At 61.1% G+C, this 23,632-nt stretch carries 21 protein-coding genes; 18 read left to right on the top strand and 3 right to left on the bottom strand.

Annotation, left to right across the window (positions count from 1 at the left end):
- The first annotated feature begins 92 nt into the window (after positions 1-92).
- Positions 93-1,463 carry a Glu/Leu/Phe/Val family dehydrogenase gene (locus tag B0H98_RS09810; RefSeq protein WP_106374891.1) on the top strand — a complete coding sequence of 457 codons (1,371 nt, stop codon included), beginning with the start codon at positions 93-95 and terminating at the stop codon, positions 1,461-1,463.
- 67 nt (positions 1,464-1,530) lie between these two features.
- Here B0H98_RS09810 and B0H98_RS09805 read toward each other — a convergent pair whose 3' ends face one another.
- Positions 1,531-2,007 carry a PepSY domain-containing protein gene (locus B0H98_RS09805; protein ID WP_106374890.1) on the bottom strand — a complete coding sequence of 159 codons (477 nt, stop codon included), beginning with the start codon at positions 2,005-2,007 and terminating at the stop codon, positions 1,531-1,533.
- A 147-nt stretch (positions 2,008-2,154) separates the two neighbouring features.
- Between B0H98_RS09805 and B0H98_RS09800 the strand changes: the two genes are divergently transcribed.
- The 12 genes from B0H98_RS09800 to B0H98_RS09745 all read left to right on the top strand — a co-directional run bounded on the left by B0H98_RS09800 (position 2,155) and on the right by B0H98_RS09745 (position 15,366).
- Complete coding sequence (locus tag B0H98_RS09800; protein ID WP_244183068.1) at positions 2,155-2,544, top strand: PepSY domain-containing protein; 390 nt, start codon at positions 2,155-2,157, stop codon at positions 2,542-2,544.
- A gap of 11 nt (positions 2,545-2,555) precedes the next feature.
- A complete protein-coding gene (locus B0H98_RS09795; RefSeq protein ID WP_106374889.1) occupies positions 2,556-3,230 on the top strand; it encodes a winged helix-turn-helix domain-containing protein in 675 nt (224 codons plus the stop codon).
- Complete coding sequence (locus tag B0H98_RS09790; protein WP_106374888.1) at positions 3,227-4,609, top strand: sensor histidine kinase; 1,383 nt, start codon at positions 3,227-3,229, stop codon at positions 4,607-4,609. The genes B0H98_RS09795 and B0H98_RS09790 overlap by 4 nt, the downstream gene beginning before the upstream one ends.
- Positions 4,610-4,633: 24 nt before the next feature.
- Complete coding sequence (locus B0H98_RS09785; protein ID WP_106374887.1) at positions 4,634-6,574, top strand: alkaline phosphatase D family protein; 1,941 nt, start codon at positions 4,634-4,636, stop codon at positions 6,572-6,574.
- A gap of 186 nt (positions 6,575-6,760) precedes the next feature.
- Entirely contained in the window at positions 6,761-8,521 is a 1,761-nt protein-coding gene (locus B0H98_RS09780) for a bifunctional diguanylate cyclase/phosphodiesterase (protein ID WP_106374886.1), read from the top strand.
- Positions 8,522-8,620: 99 nt separating this feature from the next.
- Positions 8,621-9,586: a phosphate/phosphite/phosphonate ABC transporter substrate-binding protein gene (phnD, locus tag B0H98_RS09775; RefSeq protein WP_106374885.1), complete on the top strand. Its 966-nt coding sequence runs from the start codon at positions 8,621-8,623 to the stop codon at positions 9,584-9,586.
- Between the two features lie 77 nt (positions 9,587-9,663).
- Complete coding sequence (gene phnC, locus B0H98_RS09770) at positions 9,664-10,497, top strand: phosphonate ABC transporter ATP-binding protein (protein WP_106374884.1); 834 nt, start codon at positions 9,664-9,666, stop codon at positions 10,495-10,497.
- Complete coding sequence (gene phnE / locus B0H98_RS09765) at positions 10,494-11,330, top strand: phosphonate ABC transporter, permease protein PhnE (RefSeq protein WP_106374883.1); 837 nt, start codon at positions 10,494-10,496, stop codon at positions 11,328-11,330. The genes phnC and phnE (B0H98_RS09765) overlap by 4 nt, the downstream gene beginning before the upstream one ends.
- Positions 11,331-11,403: 73 nt before the next feature.
- Complete coding sequence (gene phnE / locus B0H98_RS09760; RefSeq protein WP_106374882.1) at positions 11,404-12,219, top strand: phosphonate ABC transporter, permease protein PhnE; 816 nt, start codon at positions 11,404-11,406, stop codon at positions 12,217-12,219.
- A 32-nt stretch (positions 12,220-12,251) separates the two neighbouring features.
- Positions 12,252-12,881 carry a histidine phosphatase family protein gene (locus B0H98_RS09755; protein WP_106374881.1) on the top strand — a complete coding sequence of 210 codons (630 nt, stop codon included), beginning with the start codon at positions 12,252-12,254 and terminating at the stop codon, positions 12,879-12,881.
- 63 nt (positions 12,882-12,944) lie between these two features.
- The gene (locus B0H98_RS09750; protein ID WP_106374880.1) at positions 12,945-13,430 is read left to right on the top strand and encodes a C40 family peptidase; all 486 of its coding nucleotides are present in this window, start codon (positions 12,945-12,947) and stop codon (positions 13,428-13,430) included.
- Positions 13,431-13,596: 166 nt separating this feature from the next.
- Positions 13,597-15,366 carry a putative bifunctional diguanylate cyclase/phosphodiesterase gene (locus B0H98_RS09745; RefSeq protein WP_106374879.1) on the top strand — a complete coding sequence of 590 codons (1,770 nt, stop codon included), beginning with the start codon at positions 13,597-13,599 and terminating at the stop codon, positions 15,364-15,366.
- 13 nt (positions 15,367-15,379) lie between these two features.
- On the opposite strand, the gene B0H98_RS09740 is transcribed toward B0H98_RS09745, so the two are convergent.
- Positions 15,380-15,994, bottom strand: a complete 615-nt coding sequence (locus B0H98_RS09740) for a putative metalloprotease CJM1_0395 family protein (RefSeq protein ID WP_208623603.1) — start codon at positions 15,992-15,994, stop codon at positions 15,380-15,382.
- A 148-nt stretch (positions 15,995-16,142) separates the two neighbouring features.
- On the opposite strand from B0H98_RS09740, the gene B0H98_RS09735 reads away from it, so the two are divergent.
- The 4 genes from B0H98_RS09735 (at position 16,143) to B0H98_RS09720 (ending at position 20,553) form a co-directional block, all read left to right on the top strand.
- Complete coding sequence (locus tag B0H98_RS09735) at positions 16,143-16,370, top strand: DUF2835 domain-containing protein (protein ID WP_106374878.1); 228 nt, start codon at positions 16,143-16,145, stop codon at positions 16,368-16,370.
- Positions 16,371-16,551: 181 nt separating this feature from the next.
- A complete protein-coding gene (locus B0H98_RS09730; RefSeq protein ID WP_106374877.1) occupies positions 16,552-17,130 on the top strand; it encodes an antibiotic biosynthesis monooxygenase in 579 nt (192 codons plus the stop codon).
- Positions 17,131-17,263: 133 nt separating this feature from the next.
- The gene (locus B0H98_RS09725) at positions 17,264-17,935 is read left to right on the top strand and encodes a glutathione S-transferase (protein WP_106374876.1); all 672 of its coding nucleotides are present in this window, start codon (positions 17,264-17,266) and stop codon (positions 17,933-17,935) included.
- Between the two features lie 8 nt (positions 17,936-17,943).
- Positions 17,944-20,553: an EAL domain-containing protein gene (locus B0H98_RS09720; protein WP_106374875.1), complete on the top strand. Its 2,610-nt coding sequence runs from the start codon at positions 17,944-17,946 to the stop codon at positions 20,551-20,553.
- A gap of 41 nt (positions 20,554-20,594) precedes the next feature.
- Here the strand turns inward: B0H98_RS09720 and nhaD are convergent, their stop codons facing one another.
- Positions 20,595-22,070, bottom strand: a complete 1,476-nt coding sequence (gene nhaD / locus B0H98_RS09715; protein ID WP_106374874.1) for a sodium:proton antiporter NhaD — start codon at positions 22,068-22,070, stop codon at positions 20,595-20,597.
- Positions 22,071-22,616: 546 nt separating this feature from the next.
- On the opposite strand from nhaD, the gene B0H98_RS09710 reads away from it, so the two are divergent.
- The gene (locus B0H98_RS09710) at positions 22,617-23,585 is read left to right on the top strand and encodes a TAXI family TRAP transporter solute-binding subunit (RefSeq protein WP_106374873.1); all 969 of its coding nucleotides are present in this window, start codon (positions 22,617-22,619) and stop codon (positions 23,583-23,585) included.
- Positions 23,586-23,632: the final 47 nt, after the last annotated feature.

Genomic DNA, 23,632 nt, shown 5'->3' with positions numbered 1-23,632 from the left:
GCGCCGCCCTAATTACCGCCGAGCTGCTACGCTTTGCTGAAGAGCGACATTAACGCGATAACCCGCACTAGCCAAGGAAAGGAGCGTGTTGAATGGGTAAGTCCAAATCCAGGAAAGCCAAAGCAGCGAATAAAAAATCCCAGCCAAAAGCGCCGCGGTCAGAAAAGCCCCAGGCGCAGCAGTCGGCCCCGCAGGCTCTGACGCCGGAGACCGGGGCGGCGCTGTTTGAAGATGCGCGCTCGCGCCTTGAGGACGTGTTTACCGCGCTGGAGATCCACCCGGACGCGCGGGCGCGTTTGATGCAGCCGAGCCTGTCGCTCCAGGTCAGCGTGCCGGTGCGTATGGATGACGGCAGCTTGAAGGCGTTTCCGGCCTGGCGGGTGCAGTACGATACCAGCCTTGGCCCGGCCAAGGGCGGCGTGCGCTTTCATCCGGACGTCAATCAGCACGAAGTCACCACCCTGAGTTTCTGGATGGCGGTCAAGTGCGCCGTGGCGGGCCTGCCTTACGGCGGCGGCAAGGGCGGCGTACAGGTGGATGCCAAAGCGCTTTCGGCGCTTGAGCGCGAGCGCCTGGCCCGCGGCTATATTCGCGCCATTGCCGATGTGATGGGCCCGGATCGCGATATTCCCGCCCCGGATGTCAATACGGACGCCACCGTCATGGGCTGGATGATCGATGAGTACGAGCAGATCACACGCACCCACGCGCCAGCGGCGATTACCGGTAAACCGCTGCCGCTGGGCGGGTCGCCAGGCCGGGTTGCGGCTACCGGGCGCGGGGCGCTGAAAGTGCTGGACCTGTGGGCCGCGCGTGAAGAGCGCAAGCCCGAAGAGACGAGCGTGGCGGTGCAAGGCTTTGGCAACGCGGCGTATCACTTCGCCCGCCTGGCCGAGGCGCGAGGCTACAAGGTGGTGGCGCTTTCCGACTCCAGCGGGGCGATCTACTGCGCCGACGGCATCGACATTGCCACCGCCCACAAGGACAAGACCCAGCACGGCAAGCTGAGCAAGAGTGACGCGGGCAAGCACATCAGCGGCGCCGAGCTGCTGGCGCTGGAGGTCGATGTACTGGCTCTGGCCGCGCTTGAAAATCAGATTCACGGCGAGAACGTGGGCGAGGTGCAGGCCAGCGCGATTCTGGAAATCGCCAACGGCCCGTTGACCAGCGCGGCCGACGACGCCCTCGCCAAGCGGGACGTTTCAGTGCTGCCGGATGTGCTGGCCAATACGGGCGGAGTGGTGGTCAGCTACTTCGAGTGGCTGCAGAACCGGGCGGGCGAAACCTGGGAAGAGGACGAGGTGAACCGTCGTCTGGAAGCCTTGCTGGAAACAGAGGCCGGGCGCGTGTTGAGCCGCGCCGAAGAAGAGGGCATTACCTATCGTCAGGCTGCCTACCGCCAGGGGATCGAGCGTATCGCCGATGCCATCATGGCGCGGGGCAACTGCCTGGATGGCCGCTAGGCACGCGCTTAACCAAAACGGGCTCCCCGAAGGGAGCCCGCTGGGTACAAGGCTATAGAGTAAACGGTTAGTCGCGGTCGATCTGGGTCACATCAGTGGAGCCCTGGCGTACGCTGATCTCAAGCTCGCGGCCGCTTTCGTCGCGGCCTTCGATATCGATGATGCCGTTCTTGTCGATGTCGATATCTTCAAACTCGGTCATGCCTTCCTGCTGGGCGACTTGCAGGGCCTGACGGATATCGTCTTCGCTCATGCCCCAGGCACCGGTGATCAGGCGCTCGCGCTGCTCCTGAAGCGTTTCGCCGCTGTCGATGGCGAACTCGATATCGGCGTACCACTCGTCATCCAGCCAGCCTTCCACTTCGGCACGGCCGCGGCCATCGATGCTGATCTCTTCATACTGGGTGATACCATAAGCGGATGCGTGACCCAGCACGTCGTCGATGCGGTCGATGGGCAGCGAGTCGGCCTGGGCACTACCTACCGCCGCGGCGAACAGCAGAGCGGAAGTGGGGATGATCAGCATTTTTTTCATGGCGTTCATGGCAAAATCCTTCTTTGGTTTAGCAAGACAATATCTGTTTAACAGCATTCAGCGAATGCGACACGAACGTTATAGCACTCGGGTTCTTTCCCTAGACTGAACGTGCCGTTCATCTAACGTTCATGTGGCCTTTGGCATGCTGACACCATGAAAGCCGCACTGCATTCTCTTGCCTCTACCGGCCGTTTCGGCCGTTGCCTGCCCCGACGTTTTATCGGCGCCGGGCTCCTGGCGCTGGCCGTTTCACTGGGCACGGGGATATCTGCAGGTGCGCTGGGCGACCAGCACTGGGAGGCGCTGCACGCGGAGGTGCGCCGCGGCGACGTGGTGCCGCTTGAAACCATTCTCGACTGGCTCGAGGCACACTATATCGGCGAGGTGCTTGAAGTGGAGGTAGAGCGCGAAAACGGCTACGTCGAGTATGAAATCAAGCTGCTTGGCCCGCAGAACCAGGTGGTAGAGTTTGAATTCGATGGCCAGAGCGGCCAGTTAATGTCCATTGAGGGGGTGCGCATCAACGAGATGCGTCGCCCCTAAGGCGTATGACGATGAAGTGTTTGCTGGTAGAGGATGACCAGGCACTGGCGCGGGAGCTCAGCCAGGCGCTGCGCGACGGTGACTGGCTGGTGGAGCATGCAGAAAATGGCCAGGAAGCCGATTTTCTGGTTCGCACCGAGACCTACGATACGCTGATTCTGGACGTGGGCCTGCCCGACGGCGACGGTACCCGCTGGCTCGCCTCCTGGCGTGATGACGGCATCGATCTGCCAGTGCTGATTCTCACCGCCCGGGAGCGCTGGGCGGACAAGGCCGCAGGCTTTACCGCCGGTGCCGACGATTACGTCACCAAGCCGTTTGAATCCGCCGAGGTGCTGTTTCGCCTGCGCGCCCTGGTGAGGCGCAGCCACGGCCACGCCCATCCGGTGCTCAAGGTAGGCGAGCTGAGCCTGGATACTCACACTCAGCACGTGACGCTGGCGGGTCGGCCGGTGGGCCTGACTGCCCAGGAGACCCGCCTGCTGAGCTATCTGATGCATGCCGCCCCTCGCGTGGTAAGCCGCAGCGAGCTTGCCGAACACGTTTACGACCGCGACCACGAACCCGACTCCAACGTGATCGATGTACAGATCAGCCGACTGCGCCGCAAGCTCGGTGCCTGGCGGTTTGCCACGCTCAGAGGCCAGGGCTACCGGCTGCTGGCCGATGAGCCGGGCGGCGAATGAGCGCCTTGCCCGTATGGCGAAAACGCTGGGCGGGCCGCTCGATCAGCCTGCGGCTGCTGCTGGCCGTGCTGCTGATGATTGGCGTTGCCCTGCCTGTGGCAGGCGTGCTGCTCTCGCACCACTTTCGCACTGCCGCCACCGAGGCCTTCGATGAGCGCCTTGAAGCCACGCTCAACGTGATCATTGCCGGCGTGGCGTTTGATCCCATGCGCCAGGCGCTCGATTACCAGGGGGCGCTGGGCGACCCACGCTTTGATCAGGTGTTTTCCGGCTGGTATTGGCAGGTTACCGACCAGCAGGGCCATACCACCACGTCGCGCTCGCTGTGGGACCAGCGCCTGCCGGTCACCGACAGCGAAGAGGCCAGCGGGCGCAGCATCATCGGGCCTCGGGGGCAGTTACTGCGGGTCATGGAACAGGACATCTACCTCGCGCCTTTAGAAGCTCCGCTGCATGTCAGCGTGGCGGCCCGCAACGATGAGCTGAAGCGCGATATAGGCGAGTTTCAGCGCCTGCTGTGGCTGGGTCTGCTGGGGCTTGGTGCACTGCTGCTGGCGGTACTCGCCTTGCAGGTGCGCTGGGGGCTGGCGCCGCTGCGGCGGATGAAGGCCAATCTACAGGAAGTGGAACGCGGCGATACCGAACAGCTCGACACCGACCTGCCTGAAGAGCTTGCGACACTGGCCGCCTCCATGAACGCCGTGCTGGCACGCGACCAGCGGCTGATCGAGCGGGGCCGGCACACCGCAGGCAACCTGGCCCACGCGTTGAAGACCCCGCTGAGCGTCATGCGCCTGCTGGTGCGCCAGCTGCCCGAGACCAGCCGCGCCGCCTGGGAAACCGAGCTTACCCGGGTGGACAGCGCCGTTCGCCACCACCTGGCGCGGGCCTCGGCCGCTGGGGAGGGGGTACGGTTTGCGCCGATCGAGCTGCGCGAGACCCTGGCGCCACTGCTGAACGGATTGGCCCGGCTGGCCCAGCGGCGCCAGATTACCCTCGATACCGCGTTTGAAGCCACGCCGCGCGTGCATATCGACACTCAGGATATCCAGGAACTGGTGGGCAATCTGCTGGATAACGCCCTGCGCTGGGCCCGGCGCGAAGTGGCCTTGCAGGTACAGGTGATTGACCGAACGCTTCGCCTGACGGTCAGCGACGACGGTCCCGGGATGACCGAACAGGAGTGTCAGGCCGCCATCGGACGCGGCAACCGGCTGGACGAGCAGCGCTCGCAGAGTGGCTTGGGCCTGGCCATCGTGGCGGATCTGGTCACGCTGTACCATGGTCAGATGCGCCTGCAGCGCGCCAGTATCGGGGGGCTTGAGGTGGTTATCGAGCTGCCGGTGGTGGCGCGGGGTAAAACGCTGGGTAGAGTGTGAACTAGGCCCAAGGAGAGCTGATTGATGAGTGATGCGCTGCCCGATGTACTGGTTGGTCCGCTGCTGCGCCGTATAAGCCCTACCCGGCTGGTGATGTGGCTAGTGGCCACGCGGCCGCTGACGCTCTCGCTGGTACTGCGCCCGGGCGCGGCGGATGAGCAGCGCTTCAGCCTGAACGACCATCAGCAGTGCCTGCCCATCGGCCGACGCGCGTTTATTCACCTGATCGATTTGCGCTTGCCCCGGGCACTGCCCGTAGACGAGCGCATCGAGTACGACCTGCGCGTGCAGACCACTCAGGGCGAATGGCAGGCGCTACCGGTGTGGGCGCCCTGGCTGTGTTACCCGGGTGAGCGCTTTCCCTCCTTCGTGGTGGCCTCGCGCCATCACCGGCTGATGCACGGCTCCTGCCGCAAGCCTCATCATCCAAGTGCCGATGGCCTGGTACGCGCCGACGATTGGCTGGCCGAGAGGCAGGCTGCGCCCGAAGAGTGGCCGGCGTGGCTATTGATGACCGGTGATCAGGTGTATGTGGACGACGTGGCCGGCCCCATGCTGCGCGCCGTGCATGCGCTGATCGAGCGTCTGGGGCTTTTCGATGAGCGGCTTGAAGGCGCCACGGTGAATGACAGCCAGGCGCTGTATATCTCGCCCCAGAGTTACTATCACCGCGAAGCGCTGCTGCCGGATGTAACCAGCAACGTGGCCCTGCGGGAGCGGTTCTTCGGCGGCGTCAAGAAGCCGGTGTTCACCTCGGCGAACGCTTCCAACCACCTGATGACACTTGCGGAGATGCTCGCCATGTACTGCCTGGCGTGGTCGCCTACGCCCTGGCAGATCATCGCCCCGGTAATGCCCGCGCTCAGCCGTGAGAATGCCGACACCTACCGCCAGGAGCAGGGCGCGATAGATGACTTCGTGGCCGGGCTTCCCCAGTGTTCAAGGCTTCTGGCCAACCTGCCGAGCCTGATGATCTTTGACGATCACGACGTTACCGATGACTGGAACCTGACCGCGGACTGGGAACGCTGCGCCTACGGGCATCCGTTTTCCAAGCGGATCATCGGCAATGCGCTGATCGCCTATCTGCTGTGCCAGGGTTGGGGCAATGCACCGGACAAGCTTGAGCCGCTGCTTGGCCAGGCGGCCGAACTGTTGCACACCGACGCCACGCATTTGCCGTTGGAGGCGCAGGACGCGTTGATCGAGCGGCTGCTGCGTTTTCAGGGCTGGGAGTTTCACGTGCCGGGCACGCCTGCCTTGATCGTGCTGGATACCCGCACCCGGCGTTGGCGCAGCGAGCGAAGCCCCAGGCGGCCTTCCGGGTTGATGGACTGGGAAGCGTTGATGGAGATGCAGCAGGCGCTATTGGGCTGCAAGAGTGCGGTGATTGTTTCACCGGCGCCGATGTTTGGCGTCAAGCTGATCGAGGGCGTGCAGAAGCTTTTCACCGTGCTGGGCAAGCCGCTGGTGGTGGACGCCGAAAACTGGATGGCCCACCGGGGCGCGGCCAACGTGCTGCTGCAGATCTGGCGCCACTCGAAGACACCCGGGAACTACGTGATTCTCTCCGGTGATGTGCACTACTCGTTTGTCTACGACATCATCGTGCGCCGTCAGGAGCGGGCGCCGCACCTGTGGCAGGTGACTTCCAGCGGTATCAAGAACACCTTTCCGGTACAGCTTCTCAACACCTTTGACCGGCTCAACCGCTGGCTCTACGCGCCCTGGTCGCCGCTCAACTGGTTGACCAAGCGGCGCAAGATGAGCATTCACCCGCGCGACCCCAGCCGAGCAAGCGCCGGTGAGCGGCTCTGGAACGCCAGCGGTATCGGCTTGGTCACGCTGGATGAGCAGGGCCGCCCGGTAGATATCCGTCAACTGGATGTCAGTGGAGATGACGTTGTGTTTCCGCCTTCGACTGACCTGGAAACGCCCGAAAGCCAGACGCCTGAGCGTCATTAAAGTGTCATGGGAATGTCGCACGCTTGCTGCCGGTGCCAGCTCGCTGAAAAGTCTTTTGAAACAGCCGACAAGCTAGCCAGGCTGGCTGCACGGCGGGGTAATCCGGCTTTATTGACCGTCTCTACCAATAATCATCATGACGTTTTCAGTGCCCGCAAGGCAGGTGCTGGATAAGGCAGCAGGTATATGACCGCCCAACAGGAAGAAGCGCACTGGCTTGACCGCATTATTGCTACAGAAGATCTCCACGTGCTGTTTCAGCCCATCGTGGATGCCAGCCAGCAGGCCATTTACGGTTACGAAGCGCTGATTCGCGGGCCGCAAGGTTCGCCGCTTTACTCACCGTTGCGCCTTTTCGATGTGGCCATGCAGGCGGGGCTATTGGTGGAGCTGGATCTCCTGTGCCGGCGGCTGGCCATTCACCGCTTTGCCGAGCTTGAGCTGCCGGGGCTTTTGTTTCTCAACGTGATGCCGCTGACCATCGTCGAGCGCGACTTCAGGGAAGGCATCACGCTTGGCTTTATCCGCGAAAGCGGGCTGCCGCCGGAGCGGGTAGTGATCGAACTGACCGAGCATGTGCCGATCCATGACTACGAGCTGATGCGCCAGGCCGTGGATCACTACCGCGACATGGGGTTTCAGGTAGCGCTGGATGATCTGGGGGCCGGGCACTCGAGCCTGCGCCACTGGTCGGAGCTGCGCCCGGATTTCGTCAAGCTGGACCGCCACTTCATCTCGGGCATCGACCAGGAGCCGGCCAAGCGCGAGTTTCTGCGCTCGATTCTGGACGTGGCGCGAAGCCTTGACTGCCAGCTGATTGCCGAAGGCGTGGAAACCGCCGCCGAACATCTCTGCCTGTGGGAACTCGACCGCGGGCTTGCCTTGCTGCAGGGGTTCTACTTCGCCAGGCCAAGTGCCGAGCCGCCGCTGCAGCTGCATACGCTTCTGCCTGCCGCCAGTGCCCAGCTGGCAAGCCCCGCTGGGCGCACGGCGCGCTCCATCTTCCGCACGCTGGAGGCCGTCGCCCCGGACTGTTCTGTCCCGATGCTGGCCGAGCGCTTTCGCCACCGCCCGGCACTGCGCTGCGTAGCGGTGGTGGATAATGGAAAGCCGGTCGCGGTGGTGCGCCGCAATGCGTTTCTGACCCTGTTCACCAATCCCTACAGCCACTCGCTGTATGCCAAGCGCTGCGTGCTGGACGTGGCAGACTCCCGGCCGCTGATCGCCGATGCGGATATGCCGCTTGAACTGCTCAGCCAGCAGCTCACCGACAGCCATGATATCGAGCAGGAGGATTTCGTGATCGTGGATGGCAGCGGCGACTACCTGGGCATGGGCAGCATTGTCGATCTGCTGCGCGAGATCACCGCCATTCAGGTGCGCCAGGCACGCCATGCCAACCCGCTTACCGGGCTTCCCGGCAACATCCTCATCAACGAGACGCTGACCCAGCACCTGGCGGCCCGTCAGGGCTTTGCCGCGGCCTACGTGGATCTGGACAACTTCAAGGCGTTCAACGATGCCTACGGCTACGCCCGTGGGGATCATGTGATCATTTCGCTGTCGCGCCTGCTCCAGGCCCAGGTGGAGAGCGCCGGGGGCTTTATCGGCCATATCGGCGGAGATGACTTCATGATGCTGCTGCCCCTTGGCCACTGGGAGCACGTATGCCGGCAGATACTGCACTCGTTCGAGCGGATGGCGCCGGAGTTTTATGATGAGAGCGACCGCACTCGGGGTGGCATCACCATCGAAGGCCGCCAGGGCAGGGCGAGCTTTTTCCCTTTCGTCAGCGTCTCCATTGCGGTCAAGCCGGTCCTGGATACGGCTGTCTGCAAGGCGCTGGATATCGCCGCGCAGCTTTCGGAGCTCAAGCATCAGGCCAAGAAGATTCCCGGCAACAGCCTGTTTGTCGAGCGCCGAGGCTGCTGCGTAGCGGCATCCTGAGCGCTTGCGGGCGTCACCAAGCGGTCACCGAAGTGTCTTCGTCCTGTCATATGCGGTGGGCAGGATAGCGCTATCTTCGAACAACACCTCAGGTGACCCATGTCTACTCTGTCTGTGCCCCGTACTCTTCTCAGCGCGGCCGTTGCCAGCGCCTTTGCCCTGACGGCCGTCACTGCATCGGCCGATCTGTCCGCCCGCTATACCGATAGCGACGGCGATATGGTGGCGGATGCGCCGAGCGATGAGTCACAGTGGGTAGACCCGGATACGCTGGTATTTGCCTATACGCCAGTGGAAGACCCGGCGGTGTACGCCGACGTGTGGTCGGATTTTCTGAGCCACCTTGAGGAGGCCACCGGCAAGCGGGTGCAGTTCTTCCCCGTGCAGTCCAACGCCGCGCAGCTTGAAGCTCTGCGCGCCGGGCGCCTGCACGTGGCCGGGTTCAACACCGGGAGCACGCCGGTGGCCGTCAACTGCGGCGGCTTCCGCCCGTTTGCCATGATGGCCGCCGACGACGGCAGCTTTGGCTACGAGATGGAGATCATCACCTACCCGGGCAGCGGCATCGAAGGCGTTGAAGACCTGGAAGGTCGCCAGATGGCCTTTACGGCGGAAACCTCGAACTCCGGCTTCCGGGCGCCTTCGGCACTGCTGCGCTCCGAGTATGGCCTTGAAGCCGGTGAAGACTTCGAGACGGCCTTCTCGGGCTCGCACGACAACTCCATTCTGGGCGTGGTCAACAAGGACTACGACGCGGCGGCCATCGCCAACTCGGTGGCCAAGCGCATGATCGCTCGGGGCGTGGTGAACGAGGGCGATTATGAGGTCATCTACACCTCGGAAACCTTCCCCACCACTGCGTACGGCCTGGCCCATAACCTGACCCCGGAACTTGCCGAAAAGATTCAGGACGCATTCTTCAACTACGACTGGGAAGGCACGCCGCTTGAAGCCGAGTTCGCCAACTCTGGCGAGGCGCAGTTCATCCCCATCACCTACCAGGAAAACTGGTCCGTGGTGCGCACCATCGCCGACGCCAACGGCGTGACTTACGACTGCGATTGATGCGCTAGATAAACGGCTGTGTGCGGCCAGAAAGGCTCCCCTTTCTGGCCGTTTCGCTATACATGAGAGGTGAGAACATGTTGACACTACGCGGCGTGACCAAGCGCTACCCGACCGGCGACCGGGCGCTGACGGATATCCAGCTGACGCTGCCCAAGGGCCAGGTGATGGCGCTGATCGGCCCTTCCGGGGCGGGTAAAAGCACCCTGATTCGCTGTGTGAACCGGCTGGTGGAACCGACCCAGGGCAGCATTCGCCTGGAAGACACCGAGATCACCCGGCTTTCCGGCAACGCGCTGCGCCAGGCGCGCCGTTCGATGGGCATGATCTTTCAGGAGTACGCGCTGGTCGACCGGCTGAGCGTGATGGAGAACGTGCTTTCGGGCCGGCTTGGCTATGTGGGCTTCTGGCGCAGCTTTCTGCGCCGCTACCCGGAAGACGCCGTAGCCGAGGCCTTTCGTCTGCTGGAGCGGGTTGGCCTGCCCCACGCCATCGACAAGCGCGCCGATGCGCTTTCCGGTGGCCAGCGCCAGCGGGTGGGTATTGCCCGGGCGCTGTTGCAAAGCCCCAAGCTGCTGCTGGTCGATGAACCCACCGCAAGCCTGGACCCGAAAACCTCGCGCCAGATCATGCGCCTGATACGCGAGCTGTGCGCCGAGCGCGACCTGGCCGCGATCATCAACATCCACGACGTGGCGCTGGCGCAGCAGTTTGCCGACCGGATCGTCGGTCTGCGTGCCGGTGAAATCGTCTTCGACGGCCTGCCGAGCGAGCTGACCAGCGAAATCCTGACCACCATCTACGGTGAAGAGGATTGGGACACCACGCCGGAGCCCATGGACGACGAACCCGCCGCCGCGCCGCCCTACGTACCCACCCTTCAAGGCCTGGCCGCCGGGGGCGCTCGATGAGTGCCCAGGCAGAGGCGCTGGCTTCCGCGCGCGCTCAGGCAGCCCGCCAGGGTCGGTGGCGGCGGCTGCCGCTGATCGAGAACCCGCGCTGGCGCTGGGGCATCGCCATTGGCGGGGTGGTTTATCTGGTGCTGGCGCTGGCCTCTGTCGAGGTCAACTGGGCGCGGGTCGCCGAAGGCGCCGGCCGGGCGTTGAATTTTCTGGGTGCGTTCATGCAGCCGGATTTCATCAGCCGCCAGAACGATATCGTGGCGGGGCTGCTGGAAAGTTTGACCATGACGCTGACCTCGACGGTACTGGGCGTTCTGCTGGCGATTCCGGTAGGGCTTGGCGCGGCGCGCAATATCTCGCCGCTGCCCCTCTATCTGCTCTGCCGAGCAATCATCGCCGTGTCGCGCACCTTTCAGGAGATCATCATCGCCATCCTGTTCGTGGTGATGTTCGGCTTCGGGCCACTGGCCGGGATGATCACGCTGGCATTTGCCACCATCGGGTTCATGGCCAAGCTGCTTGCCGAAGATATCGAGGACCTGGACTGGCGGCAGGTAGAAGCGGTGCGCGCCACCGGCGCGAGCTGGTGGCAGACCATGAACCACGCCGTTCAGCCTCAGGTCATGCCGCGGTTGATCGGGCTTTCGGTGTACCGGCTGGATATAAACTTTCGCGAGTCAGCGGTGATCGGCATCGTCGGGGCGGGCGGCATCGGCGCTACGCTCAACACCTCGCTGAGCCGCTATGAGTACGACACTTCTGCCGCGATCCTGCTGATCATCATTGCCATCGTGCTGCTGTGCGAATACAGCTCGAGCCACGTGCGCCGCTGGACCCAGTGATAGCGAATAAACAAGAGCCGGGTTAGAGATACCGGGCCAGCCATGCCCGGTCCCGCCATTTTGGAGAGAGTAAATGCCTGTTTCGCTTACCCCGCAGGGCCTGCCTGCCTGGCAGCGGCGCACTACCCGCGCCCAGTGGCTGCAATACGCGGCCTGGCTTCTGGGTATCAGCCTGTTTCTGCTGTGCTGGAAGGTGATTTCCGATAACACCATGTGGGTGTTCGTGGAAGACGCCGGCCGCCAGGGGAGTGATCTGCTCAGCCGCATGCTGCCGCCCAGGTGGGAATACGCCAACGTGCTGTGGAAGCCCATGTGGGACACCCTGAATATCGCAACGCTAGGCACCGCGATCGGCATCATGATGGCGTTCCCGGTGGCCTTTCTGGCCGCGCGCAATACCACGCCGCATCCGCTGGTGCGCAGTGCTGCGCTGATGGTGATCGTCTCTTCGCGCTCGATCAACTCGCTGATCTGGGCGATGCTGCTGGTGACCATTCTGGGCCCGGGAGTGCTGGCCGGTATCATCGCCATCGCGCTGCGCTCCATCGGCTTTGTGGGCAAGCTGTTATACGAGGCGATCGAGGAGATTCATCCCACCCCGGTCGAGGCCATCAGCGCCACGGGCGCGAGCCGCCTGCAGGTAATGAACTACGGCGTGCTGCCGCAGATCATGCCGGCCTTTGCGGGTATCAGCGTGTACCGCTGGGATATCAATATTCGCGAATCCACGGTGCTCGGGCTGGTGGGGGCGGGCGGTATCGGCCTGCAGCTGAACGCCTCGATCAACAACCTGGCCTGGAATCAGGTCAGCGTCATCTTCATCATGATCTTCGCCACGGTGCTGGTATCCGAATGGATTTCGGCGCGGGTGCGCCATGCGATCATCTAGCCAGGCAGTGGCTACGTAAAAGAGGAGCCAGGATGCGTTTTCCTGAAGCAGATATCACCACGATTGACCTATTGCGCCACGGTGAACCGGTAGGCGGGCGCATGCTGCGCGGCGCAACCGACCACCCCCTGAGCGACAAAGGCTGGCAGCAGGTAACCGAGGCGGTGATGCGCCAGGCGACGAATGGCCGGCCGCCCTATGACGCGATCATTACCTCGCCGCTTTCGCGCTGCCGCGAGTTTGCCCTGTGGCTGGGCGAGGAGTTCGATCTGCCGGTACAGATCGAGGATGACCTTGCCGAGCTGAACCTGGGCCGCTGGGAGGGCAAGACCCATAGCCAGGTGTTTGCTGAAGAGGGCACGGCCCCCATGAGCGCTTTCTGGAACAGCCCGGCGACGATGTCGCCCCCTGAAGGCGAGACCATGGCGGCCTTCGACTGCCGGCTGGCCGAGGTGTGGCGCGACCTGCTGGCCAACCCGCCCGGGCGCCACGTGCTGGTGGTGGCGCATCTTTTCGTGTGCAACGGTCTGCTGCGCCAGGTGCTTGAGCAGCCGCTTGACCGGGTGCTGGCCATGGACTTGCCCTATGCTGCCATGAGCCGCGTGCGTCATGAGCGTCATGCGCTGGGGGAAACCAGCTTTATCGAGTGGATTGGCCGTTAGTTGAGCTTGGCGCTTTACCCGGTTTGCGCCATGATGAGGGCGTTGCCACAAGGAGAGTCGACAATGCCCGTCACGTTGGGAAAATTCACCATTGCGTTGATGTTGCTCGCGTGGCTTTCAGGCTGCGCGAGCCGCGACGTTGCCATTTCAACACCCGATTCGCCAATGCCACGCGACGGTCTTTCCATGGAACGCGTGCTGATTCTGGCCCACGCTCAGCAGGCCATCGGTACACCGTACCGCTTTGGTGGCAATACGCCGGACGGCCTGGACTGTTCCGGGCTGGTGGAGCTTGCCTACCGCGCCGCCGGCATGCGCGTGCCGCGCACCGCCGATGACCAGTTTCGCGCGCTGCCTGCCGTGGATACACCCAAGCCCGGTGACCTGCTGTTCTTTGGCGAGCGCAGCCGGGCCACCCACGTGGGTATCTATCGCGGCAATCAGCAGATGATTCATGCCCCCGGCAGCGGCCGCGCCGTGGTCAGCGTCCCGCTGGATATCGACTACTGGCAGCAGCGCTTTCTGGGCGCCGCGTCGCTGGCCCCCTGAGCGCCCGGCGAGCGCTTCGGGTCGGGTAGCCTGGCAATATCAGCGCACGGTGGCGATTCACGGTGGTAGTATGTTTGCTTACCCTTCATAAGAAAGCGCGTAACAGGCAGTGGAGAGGCTGCCGCCAGGCGCGCGTTTGGGATGCGCAAGAATAAGGAGCACTGCCATGTATCCGCCTACCCGTGTGCCGCAGAAGACGCCTTTCCAACGCCAGGTGGATGCTATGCCCAACAAGAACGTCGATGAGACAAGCGCTACCGCCGCCACCGCGTTCAAGCATGCCAATGAAGCGATCATCATTACCGACAGGCACAACCGGGTCGTTGATGTAAATCCGGCGTTTTGTGAGCTGACCGGGTTTACGCTTGAAGAGGTGCTGCATAAAACGCCGGAAGCCTTCAGCATCCTGCCGCTGAACACTGGCCATGCCCAGGAGCTGATGCGTGAGGAGTACCGGCTGCGCGATCGCAGCAAGCACCAGGTAAGCTACCGGGGGCACGACGGGAAGTACTACCCCGGCATGATGTCGGTGAATCGGGTGCGCGATGCCCAGGCGCGCGTTGATCACCATGTGGTCGTGCTGGCGGATCTGTCGGCCATTCCCGCCCATGCCCGCCACCTGAGCCGTGAAGTCTATTTTGATGCGCTGACCGGCCTGCCCAATTTACAGCTGCTGACCCGGCTGATTCAGGAGTCCATACAGCACGCCGACCAAAAGGCGCAGCCGCTGGCCATCTGCTCGCTGGATATCGATTTCTTTCAAACGGTCAACGAGCGTCTGGGCGGGCAGGTGGGCGATATTCTATTGGCTTCGTTTGCCCAGCGCGTAAGCCATCTGCTGTTTGGTGATGACGTGTTGGCCCGGGTCGGCGGCGATGAGTTCGTGCTGCTGCTGCACCACGATGTGGACGACGCTTTTTTCGAGAAGCTGCTGACGGCCATTCGCCAGCCCATCGTGATCGAAGGGCAGAGCATCTATCTGACCGTTAGCCTGGGGGTAACGCTTTACCCTCGCGATCACGTGCAGGGCGATGTGCTGCTACGCCACGCCAACCAGGCCATGTACCGCGCCAAGCAGCGCGGACGCGATACCTTTCACTTCTTCGACCCTGACCTTGATCGAATGCTTCAGGTTCGCCATGAGCAGCGCCAGCGCTTTATCGATGCCATCAACCACGACGAGCTGCGGCTCTATTTCCAGCCCCAGGTCGATATGCGCAGCGGCCGGGTGGTCGGCGTCGAAGCGCTGATTCGCTGGCAGCATCCCGAGCAGGGGCTGCTTCCACCGGGTGACTTCCTGCCGATCATCGATACCTCTTCGCTCGAGGTCGATCTGGGCGAGTGGGTACTGACCCAGGCGCTTGAACAGCTCACCAAATGGCAGGCGCTGGGCATCGTGATACCGGTCAGCGTCAATATCAGTCCCACCCATCTGCTGGCCAGTGGCTTTAGTCAACGTCTGGCGGAGCTTTTGGAGCGCTACCCGCAGGTGTCGCCCGACATGCTCAAGCTGGAAGTGCTGGAGAGTGCCGCGATGCACGACGTAGAGGCCGCGCTCAAGAATATCGCGCGCTGCCAGTCGCTGGGGGTAGGGTTCGCGATCGATGATTTTGGCACCGGTTTTTCATCGCTGACCCATTTGCGCCAGCTGCCGGTGAACCTGATCAAGATCGATCAGAGCTTTGTGCGCGACATGCTGATTGATGCCAACGATATGGCCATTGTGGAGAGCGTGATCTATATGGCCAACCGCTTTGAGCGGCCCATGCTGGCAGAGGGGGTGGAAACGCTTGAGCATGCCAAGGCGCTGATGAAGCTGGGTTGCCATCTGGCTCAGGGCTTCGGTATCGCCAGACCCATGCCGCCTGAAGCGCTACCCGAGTGGCTTGCCAGCTGGCCAAAACGGGCCGACTGGCAGGCGCTTGCCGCGCGGTGAGCAGGCCCGGCGATCAGGCCGCCTGTTCGGGCGGGAGGCCTGCCTCGGCGTCACGCGGCGTGTCCGCCGCGTTTGATTCACCGTCACCCCGTGCTTTCGCCATCATGCCCTGCTGCTGGGCGGCCTCAAGCTTGGCTTCCAGCAGGTACTGGCGGGCCTGAGCGGCTATCTGCAAATCCTTGGGTGACGGGTCGGCGGGGGCCATGGCGGCGGCAATCACGGTTTGCATCTTTTCGATGGTGGCCTGCGGGTCGCCGCGCACCGGGCCGTAGTCGATCGGCACTTCCCCGGCAACCGCGTAGCGCTTGCCGTCGGGGCCGGTTTCATATTCGTAGGAAGCGCCGCCCGTGTGGGCGCCGCCAGCGATCTGGTGGGCCATTTCGTGCTGGCGCACTTCGCGGTCGGTCTGCTTCAACTGTTCAAGCAGTCGGGCTTCTTCCGGCGCCAGGGGCGTGCCGTCGGCCCGCGTCGGGCCGGGCGCTGTCTCGCTATCCGCTTCGCGGGCATCACTCTGACTCAGGGCGTCGCCGGGTTTTTCCGTTTCATCCACGCCAGGCACTGAAGGGCTGGCCGGGCGCGTATACGCCGGACCCACCGTGGGGTACGCACTGATAGAGGTAAAGTCCATAAGCGATCACCGCTGCCTGAGCCGTTAGGTTGAAACAAGTATCGGTGAGAGCGTAAAACCGTGCAAGAACGTATACTGTCTGCTTGGCATTTACTGACCGATACGCCGTATAGACGCCGTTAATATTATCGACACTGTTAATATCATCATGCCTTCCATTGACGTCATTATCCATTTAAGCCCCGACGAGTGTCTGGCCCATTATGAAGGCCGGGCCGCCAATGTGCGTGCGCGCAGCGTGGACGGGCGCTGGGTGGTATTTCCCGCTGAGGCGATTCGCCGTGTGGTCGGCCCGAGCGGGGTTCACGGGGTGTTTCGCCTGGCGTTTTCCGATCAGGGGCGCTTTGCCGGTATCGAGCCACTTGCAAGGCGATAGCCGTGAGGCTCGGGGCCGCGATTGTGGTGTCAAATAGCCGTGCAAATCGGCTGGTACATGGCGCTGATATTGTCTATATACTGTGCCATCGATTGTTATCGTCAACGCTTTCGGGCTAACCCGCCTGGGCGCTTGCAGCCTCGCCTACCCGGCACCGGCTGTTTCTATCAGGAGATATATCATGTCTGCCTCACCCGTCACACTGATGGTGGCTCGGCGCGTTGCCAGCGGCCGCTATCATGATTTCAACCGCTGGTTGAACGAAGGCCGCGAACTGGCGGCGGATTTTCCAGGCTACCTGGGCTCGGGCGTGCTGGCACCGCCCAACCATGACGATGAGTATCAAATCATCTTCCGCTTCAGCAGCAGCGATACGCTGCATGCCTGGGAGCATTCAGCCTCACGCCACGCGTGGCTGTTGCGCGGCAAGGACCTGTACGACGCCCCTCAGGAGCATCGTGCCCTGGGCCTGGATGCGTGGTTTCAAACCGCGGCAGGCAGCCCGCCGCCACGCTGGAAGCAGGCGGTGGCCGTATGGTTGGCCTTTTTCCCGATCTCGCTGGTGTTTCAATGGGTGTTCGGGAGTGTATTGGCTGACTGGGCGCTGGTGCCCCGCGTACTTGTCAGCACATTAATGCTCACGCCTATTATGGTCTTTGTATTTATCCCGCTTTCCACACGGTTACTGGCGCCGTGGCTTCAAGGTAAGTGGTCGCTTGTGGATATCTGGACGCGCTTGCGGCACGTTTCTCGAACTTGATTTAATCTGCGCTTTTTTACCTAGATAATTACTCCGTGGTGAACAACGCTGCTAAGCTAAACAGGCTTGCAGTAAAAGGATAGCTTCCGCAGGTGCAAGGCCTGCGCGCGATATCGCCACCATGGAGTAGTTTATGATCCACGTTCATCATCTGGAAAAGTCCCGTTCGCATCGAGTTCTGTGGCTTCTCGAAGTGCTTGAGCTGGATTATGAAATTCATGTTTACAAGCGTGACCCCAAGACGCAGCTGGCGCCTGACGCATTAAAGAATATTCACCCTTTGGGTAAATCACCGGTCATTACCGATGGCGAACTGGTCATTGCCGAATCCGGGGCGATTATCGATTACTTGATACAGCGCTACGGTAACGGGCATTTACAACCTTCTGCCGATAATACGCTTGACTGGGTCGACTATCGTTACTGGTTACATTACGCCGAAGGCTCCTTAATGCCTTTATTGGTAATGCAGCTGGTATTCAAGAAGATGCCTAAACAGTCTCCGTGGTTTATTAAACCAGTAGTTAAAGGAATCGGTGACAAGGCGGTTCAACGATTCTTGAATCCGCAGATCAAGCGGCATTTAAGCGTGATCGAAGCGCACCTGGCGAAAAAGGGAAACTTTGCCGGTGAGTGGCCAAGCGGCGCGGATATCCAGATGAGCTTCCCGCTTCAGGCGATAAGCGGCACGCAAGCCGTGACGGCGTATCCTGCCATTGCTGAATTCGTACAACGTATCGACGCCGACCCTGCCTGGCAGCGCGTTGTCGAGCGTGCTGGACCGCTCAGCATGCCGGGCGGGTAAGCAGCACCATGCTTGCGGCGTTGGACGTGACGGGCGGTCATCGTTTACCCGGGCGAATATTTTCGCATGGCCGGAGGTTGGGCGGGGCTCTCAAAGCGAGCCTTCTGCTGGGCAGCCTCTGCGTTACTCCTTCAATCAGTGCCAATGAAACGCTTTTGGTCGGGGTCTATCACAACCCGCCCAAGCTGTTTGTGGATGATCAGGGCAAGCTGCGTGGCGTTTTAGGAGAGTTGCTCGAGGCGATCGCGCGTGAGGAAGAGTGGTCGCTTGAAAGTATCGCCTGTGATTTTCAGCGCTGTCTGGAGTTGCTTGAGCGCGGCGATATCGATCTGATGCCCGATGTGGCCTGGAGCGAAGAGCGTGCAGAGCGCGTGGCGTTTCATCAAGAACCCATCATGCACACCTGGTCGCAGCTCTATCAGCACGAGGGCGAAGGGGTAGAGGCGATTCTCGACCTTGATCAAAAGCGTGTCGCAGTCGTGAATGGCTCCATCCAGCAGGAGTACTTGAGAGCCGTGACCGAGCGCTTCGATGTCATGGTGGCCTGGCAACTGGTGGACAGTTACGCCGAAGGATTTCAAGCCGTGGCCAGGGGGGATGCGGATCTTGCGGTGTCGGATCATCTGTTTGGCGACTGGCGGGCGCATAACTACGGGCTCTTTGAAACGCCGATCATCTTTCAGCCGATTCGGCTTTTTTATGCAGGTTCGCCCATGCTTTCCGCCACGGTGCTGGAACGCATTGACGACGTTCTGCGCCGCTGGAAGCAAGACCCGCGCTCCGAGTACTTCACCACGCTGCGCGCCTGGCGGGCAGATGCGCCGCCGGTCGGCATCATCCCCGCCTGGTTGTGGTGGTGCCTTGGGCTGCTGGCCGCCACGTGCGCTCTGGCATTGGGGTTTGTCCTGTGGCTGCGGCGGCGCATGGCGTTCAACCGCGCGCAGCTCAAGGCCAATGAAGCAATGCTGGCAACGATTCTGGACAGCGTTGACGCCTATATCTATATCAAGACGCCCGCGCTGCGCTATCACTACGTCAATCGGCGCGTCAGCGAACTTTTTGGTCTCCCCCCGGAGCAGATCGTAGGCAAGAGCGATGACGCCTTTTTTGATAGTGAAACGGCGCGGGAAGTTGCCCTGGTCGATCGCAATGTCATGGAGTCCGGCAAGAAGGTCACGATTGAAGAGAGCAGCGTGCTTCAGAGCGACAGCCATGTGCGCACGTTTCTGACCATCAAGATGCCGCTGGTGCTCTCGCCGGGCGAGCCTGCGAGCCTGTGCGGAATATCGACGGAGCTGACCGACTTTCTGGAAATGCAGTCGCGCTCCAATCATCTGGCGTTTTACGACGCCTTGACCGGACTGCCCAACCGGCGCTTGCTGATGGAGTCGCTGGCCTGGGAAATCGAGCAGGAGAGCACCGCACGACCCTATAGCGCGCTGCTGGTGATCGACCTGGATAATTTCCATCTGGTGAACGATATCCAGGGCCATGAAAGTGGCGACCAGCTGCTGATCAATGTGGCCAAGCACCTGCATCAGCACCTGCCTGAAGGGGCGGTGCTGGCACGCTTTAGCGGCGACGAGTTTGTCGCGCTACTGGCCAAGCTGGGGGAGCATCAGGCCGATACGGCCATTGGCGCCGAGCGTGCCGCCCGGCAGTTGCTGGAAGCGGTTTCCCAACTGCGCACCGACTACTCGCTGCCGGTCAGCGCCAGCATCGGTATCACGCTGTTCGACGGCGTCGATCACAGCATGAACAGCGTTCTCCAGCAGGCAGATCTAGCGCTGCAGCAGGCCAAGGCCGCCGGCGGCAACACGCTGCGCTTCTTCAATCAGGATATGCAAACCAGCCTGATCGAGCGGGCCAATCTGGAAGCCGACCTGCACCACGCGCTGGCACGCAACGAGCTGGCGCTGCACTATCAGCGCCAGGTGGACCACCAGGGCGTGACCGTTGGCGTGGAGGCGTTACTGCGTTGGTACCATCCGCAGCGCGGCTGGGTGTCACCTGCTACGTTCATTTCCCTGGCAGAAGAGAACGGGCTTATCGTACCCATTGGTTACTGGGTACTTCAGTCGGCCTGCGAGCAGCTGGCCAAGTGGTCCAACCAGGCGCCTTACGCCGCGCTCACTATCTCCGTCAACGTAAGCTCGGTGCAGTTTCAACAGCCGGAGTTCGTGCGCAATCTGGAAGGCTTGCTTGCCCAGACCCAGGCCCCGCCTGGGCGGCTGGTGCTGGAAGTGACCGAAAGCCTGCTGATGCGCGAGCCTAAAAGGGTGCGTAACACGATGTTGAAACTGCGCGCCCAAGGCATCCGTTTTGCCATCGATGATTTTGGAACCGGCTACTCCTCGTTGAGCTATCTCAAGCGGCTGCCGCTGGATGAACTCAAGATCGATCAGTCGTTTGTCAGCGAGCTTTTGACCGACAGGGCGGATGCGGCGATTGTGGATACCACTATTCTGCTGGCGGTCAGCTTGGGGTTGACCGTGGTGGCCGAAGGCGTCGAGAAAAAAGAGCAGCTGGACTGGCTGAAAGGCCATGGCTGCTACCGCTATCAGGGCTATCTGTTCGGGCGTCCCATGCCCATCGAAAACCTGTTTGAAAGCTATTGAGCTGCCCCTTCGCGGCGTGCCGTGAAGGGGCTCTTCAGGCGCTAGTAAACCGCGAAGCTTTCGGCATTGAGCCACAGGTGAACCAGGATGCTGGCGATATAGCCCAGCATGATGACCGGTGCCCAGCGCAGATGGCCCATGAAGGTATAGGAGCCCCGCGCCTGACCCATGACTGCCACACCCGCCGCGGAGCCGATGGAAAGCAGGCTGCCGCCCACGCCCGCGGTCAGCGTGATCAATAGCCAATGGCCGTGGGACATCTCGGGCTGCATGGTCAATACGGCAAACATCACCGGAATGTTATCCACCACCGCCGACACCACGCCCAGCACGATATTGGCCCAGGTCGCATCCCAGTTGGTGTAAAGCGCTTCGGAAAGCAGGCCCAGGTAGCCCATGAAGCCCAAACCGCCCACGCACATCACCACCCCGTAGAAGAACAGCAGAGTGTCCCACTCGGCCCGCGCCACGCGATTGAAGACATCGAACGGCACCACGCTACCCAGCTGTTCAAGTTTCTTGTTGTCGCCGCAGCGGCTGTAGCGTTCGCGTTTGCGCTCCAGTGAGCGCGGCAGGCTCTTGCGCAGGTAAAAGCCGAAGAACTGAAGGTAGCCAAGTCCGGTCATCATGCCAAGTACCGGTGGAAGGTGCAGGAAGGTGTGGCAGATCACGGCGGTCAAAATGGTCAGCAGGAAAAGCCCGATGATACGTCGTGCGCCGCGCTTCAACTGGACATCCTCATAGACACTGGCCGGTTTCTGGTCCTTGATGAACAGGCTCATCACCACCGCAGGAATCAGGAAGTTGACCAGCGAAGGCAAGAACAGGGTGAAGAACTCCTGAAACTGGATAATGCCCGCCTGCCAGACCATCAGTGTCGTGATATCGCCAAACGGGCTGAAAGCTCCGCCCGCATTGGCTGCTACCACGATGTTGATACATGCAAGGTTGATGAAGCGCTTGTCGCCTTCGGCCACTTTGGTAATCACCGCGCACATCAAAAGTGCGGTAGTAAGGTTATCGGCAATGGGAGAGAGCATGAATGCCAGGCCACCGGTTAGCCAGAAAAGCGTGCGGTAGTTGAAGCCCTTGCGCAGCATCCAGGAGCGCAGAGCATCAAATACCCGGCGCTCCTCCATGGCGTTGATGTACGTCATGGCGACCAGCAGGAACAGCATCAGCTCGGTAAATTCCAGAAGGGTCATGCGAAACGCGTATTCCGAGGTTTCCGACATGCCGTTTTGGACGTAGACCCAGCCAATGAGGCTCCAGATAATCCCGGCGGCCACCAGTACCGGTTTGGACTTGCGCATGTGTATCTTTTCTTCCGCCATGACCAGGGCGTAAGCCAGCACAAAGATGCCTACGGCAAAAAAGCCGATGGCCGAAGTGGTCAGGTCAATCTCGCCGGTCACGGCAAATGTTGAAGCGCTATATAGCGATAGCAGAGCCGCTAACAAAAAAAGCCAGCGACGAGAGATTCGTCGCTGGCCCGGGGCATCGTAGTGCGTTGGCATGGCGTTTTTATCCTGACTGAAGTGAATGAAGGGGGGAGTAATCTCGCTTAGTCTATCAAGCGTCTTTAGCGTGAAATACAGAATAAAAACGAATAAAGAGCGTTGATTAATCTGGTTAAGCATCTTTTTTTAGTAAATTAACCGTTTCGCTAATGGTAACTTTTTCAATAAGGTGTCATATCTTCTAACGTTCTCTCTTATTAAACTAATGTCGTAAGTTAAGCGGCTGTTAAATCTTATTTGGCTAATTGAAGGTGCTTTTTTAATAATAAAAATTAACGCTTTGTGAGTTCGTGCGAGGATAACCGGCGCCATTGGCAATGGCGGATGTGACTTTACACAAGAAGGCGGCGTTGGGCGCCTTCAAACATCAGAATTTTCACCCAGGAGGGGTAGCCTGAAAGGGGCCCCGCGGCGATTGATCGATAGCCAGAAAAGCACGTTTGTGTCAGGCAAAGGTCATGCTATGTTATGCGCTCGCTGCGCCACTGGTTCGGCCTGGGCGAACGATGCAGACAAGTATTAGTTAACCCCAGGAGTTGATCCATGCCCTCCCTTTTTCGCTCCGCTGTCACGTTCTCATTACTTCTAGCCGCCTTTTTTCCCTTAAGCCAGGCGGTACATGCTGAAACCCGCATTACCTATAAATCCGCAACGGCTGGCACCGCGTATCATGAGATGGGTGTTGAGCTTTCCGAGGCGATCAACCAGGCCACCGATGGGCAGATCGTACTCACTCAGGAGGAGAGCCAGGGGTCGGTTCAGAACGTGATGGAGGTCATGGCCCGCCAAGGTAACTATGTCTTTACCACGCCTTCAGATCTGGTGGAGCAAGCCCTGACGGCAACGGGGCCGTTTACCGAGCGCCCGCACCCACGCTTTCAGAATATTCGCGGGCTGTTTCCTCTACCTGCCATGACCATGCATTTTATTCTGGGCGGGGATAACGGCGTGGTCAGCACCGATGCACTCAAAGGCAAGCATATTCTGATTGGCCGGGGAACGTTCAGCGCTCGCGAAGCCGCGCGCTATTTCACCCTGTTTGGGTTGGACGAACAGATACGAATTGCCGATGCGGCCCTGGGCAGCGGGCCGGATGCGCTCAAGAATGGCCAGATCGACGGGTTTGTGACGGCAAGCTCGTTTCCTACGCCCAATATCTTTGACGTGGCCGCCAGCATGCCCATTTCCATGGTCAGTCTGAGCGATGAGCAGATTGAAATGATCGGCACGCCGCGTCGCATCATTCCCGGCGGCACTTACCCGGGGGTCAACCAGAATGTGCAGACCACGTCGCTTCCAGTCATGGCCTACACCACGACACAAATGGATGATGACCTGGCGTACACCCTGACCAAGACCTTCTGGGAGGTATTGACCGACATGGCGGCCGAGTCTTCCTGGTGGAGCGACATCACGCCCGACCTGTTGAGCAATATGGCCGGCAAGCTGCATGCCGGAGCACTGCGCTACTACGAAGAAATGGATATCGAGATCCCCGAGGCGCTGCGCTAGGGCCTGGCTGCTGACGCTGGATACGATAAAAGACGCCGCTGCGGTTT

The organism is Vreelandella songnenensis, from assembly GCF_003002925.1.
Lineage (GTDB): Bacteria > Pseudomonadota > Gammaproteobacteria > Pseudomonadales > Halomonadaceae > Vreelandella > Vreelandella songnenensis.
This window is presented reverse-complemented; position numbering and strand designations above follow the sequence as displayed.

What these genes read in the sequence shown, in the direction of transcription:
- B0H98_RS09810 (WP_106374891.1), top strand. Translation starts at nt 93, where the DNA reads ATGGGTAAGTCCAAATCCAGGAAAGCCAAAGCAGCGAATAAAAAATCC.
- B0H98_RS09805 (WP_106374890.1), bottom strand. Translation starts at nt 2,007, where the DNA reads ATGAACGCCATGAAAAAAATGCTGATCATCCCCACTTCCGCTCTGCTG.
- B0H98_RS09800 (WP_244183068.1), top strand. Translation starts at nt 2,155, where the DNA reads ATGAAAGCCGCACTGCATTCTCTTGCCTCTACCGGCCGTTTCGGCCGT.
- B0H98_RS09795 (WP_106374889.1), top strand. Translation starts at nt 2,556, where the DNA reads ATGAAGTGTTTGCTGGTAGAGGATGACCAGGCACTGGCGCGGGAGCTC.
- B0H98_RS09790 (WP_106374888.1), top strand. Translation starts at nt 3,227, where the DNA reads ATGAGCGCCTTGCCCGTATGGCGAAAACGCTGGGCGGGCCGCTCGATC.
- B0H98_RS09785 (WP_106374887.1), top strand. Translation starts at nt 4,634, where the DNA reads ATGAGTGATGCGCTGCCCGATGTACTGGTTGGTCCGCTGCTGCGCCGT.
- B0H98_RS09780 (WP_106374886.1), top strand. Translation starts at nt 6,761, where the DNA reads ATGACCGCCCAACAGGAAGAAGCGCACTGGCTTGACCGCATTATTGCT.
- phnD (WP_106374885.1), top strand. Translation starts at nt 8,621, where the DNA reads ATGTCTACTCTGTCTGTGCCCCGTACTCTTCTCAGCGCGGCCGTTGCC.
- phnC (WP_106374884.1), top strand. Translation starts at nt 9,664, where the DNA reads ATGTTGACACTACGCGGCGTGACCAAGCGCTACCCGACCGGCGACCGG.
- phnE (WP_106374883.1), top strand. Translation starts at nt 10,494, where the DNA reads ATGAGTGCCCAGGCAGAGGCGCTGGCTTCCGCGCGCGCTCAGGCAGCC.
- phnE (WP_106374882.1), top strand. Translation starts at nt 11,404, where the DNA reads ATGCCTGTTTCGCTTACCCCGCAGGGCCTGCCTGCCTGGCAGCGGCGC.
- B0H98_RS09755 (WP_106374881.1), top strand. Translation starts at nt 12,252, where the DNA reads ATGCGTTTTCCTGAAGCAGATATCACCACGATTGACCTATTGCGCCAC.
- B0H98_RS09750 (WP_106374880.1), top strand. Translation starts at nt 12,945, where the DNA reads ATGCCCGTCACGTTGGGAAAATTCACCATTGCGTTGATGTTGCTCGCG.
- B0H98_RS09745 (WP_106374879.1), top strand. Translation starts at nt 13,597, where the DNA reads ATGTATCCGCCTACCCGTGTGCCGCAGAAGACGCCTTTCCAACGCCAG.
- B0H98_RS09740 (WP_208623603.1), bottom strand. Translation starts at nt 15,994, where the DNA reads ATGGACTTTACCTCTATCAGTGCGTACCCCACGGTGGGTCCGGCGTAT.
- B0H98_RS09735 (WP_106374878.1), top strand. Translation starts at nt 16,143, where the DNA reads ATGCCTTCCATTGACGTCATTATCCATTTAAGCCCCGACGAGTGTCTG.
- B0H98_RS09730 (WP_106374877.1), top strand. Translation starts at nt 16,552, where the DNA reads ATGTCTGCCTCACCCGTCACACTGATGGTGGCTCGGCGCGTTGCCAGC.
- B0H98_RS09725 (WP_106374876.1), top strand. Translation starts at nt 17,264, where the DNA reads ATGATCCACGTTCATCATCTGGAAAAGTCCCGTTCGCATCGAGTTCTG.
- B0H98_RS09720 (WP_106374875.1), top strand. Translation starts at nt 17,944, where the DNA reads ATGCTTGCGGCGTTGGACGTGACGGGCGGTCATCGTTTACCCGGGCGA.
- nhaD (WP_106374874.1), bottom strand. Translation starts at nt 22,070, where the DNA reads ATGCCAACGCACTACGATGCCCCGGGCCAGCGACGAATCTCTCGTCGC.
- B0H98_RS09710 (WP_106374873.1), top strand. Translation starts at nt 22,617, where the DNA reads ATGCCCTCCCTTTTTCGCTCCGCTGTCACGTTCTCATTACTTCTAGCC.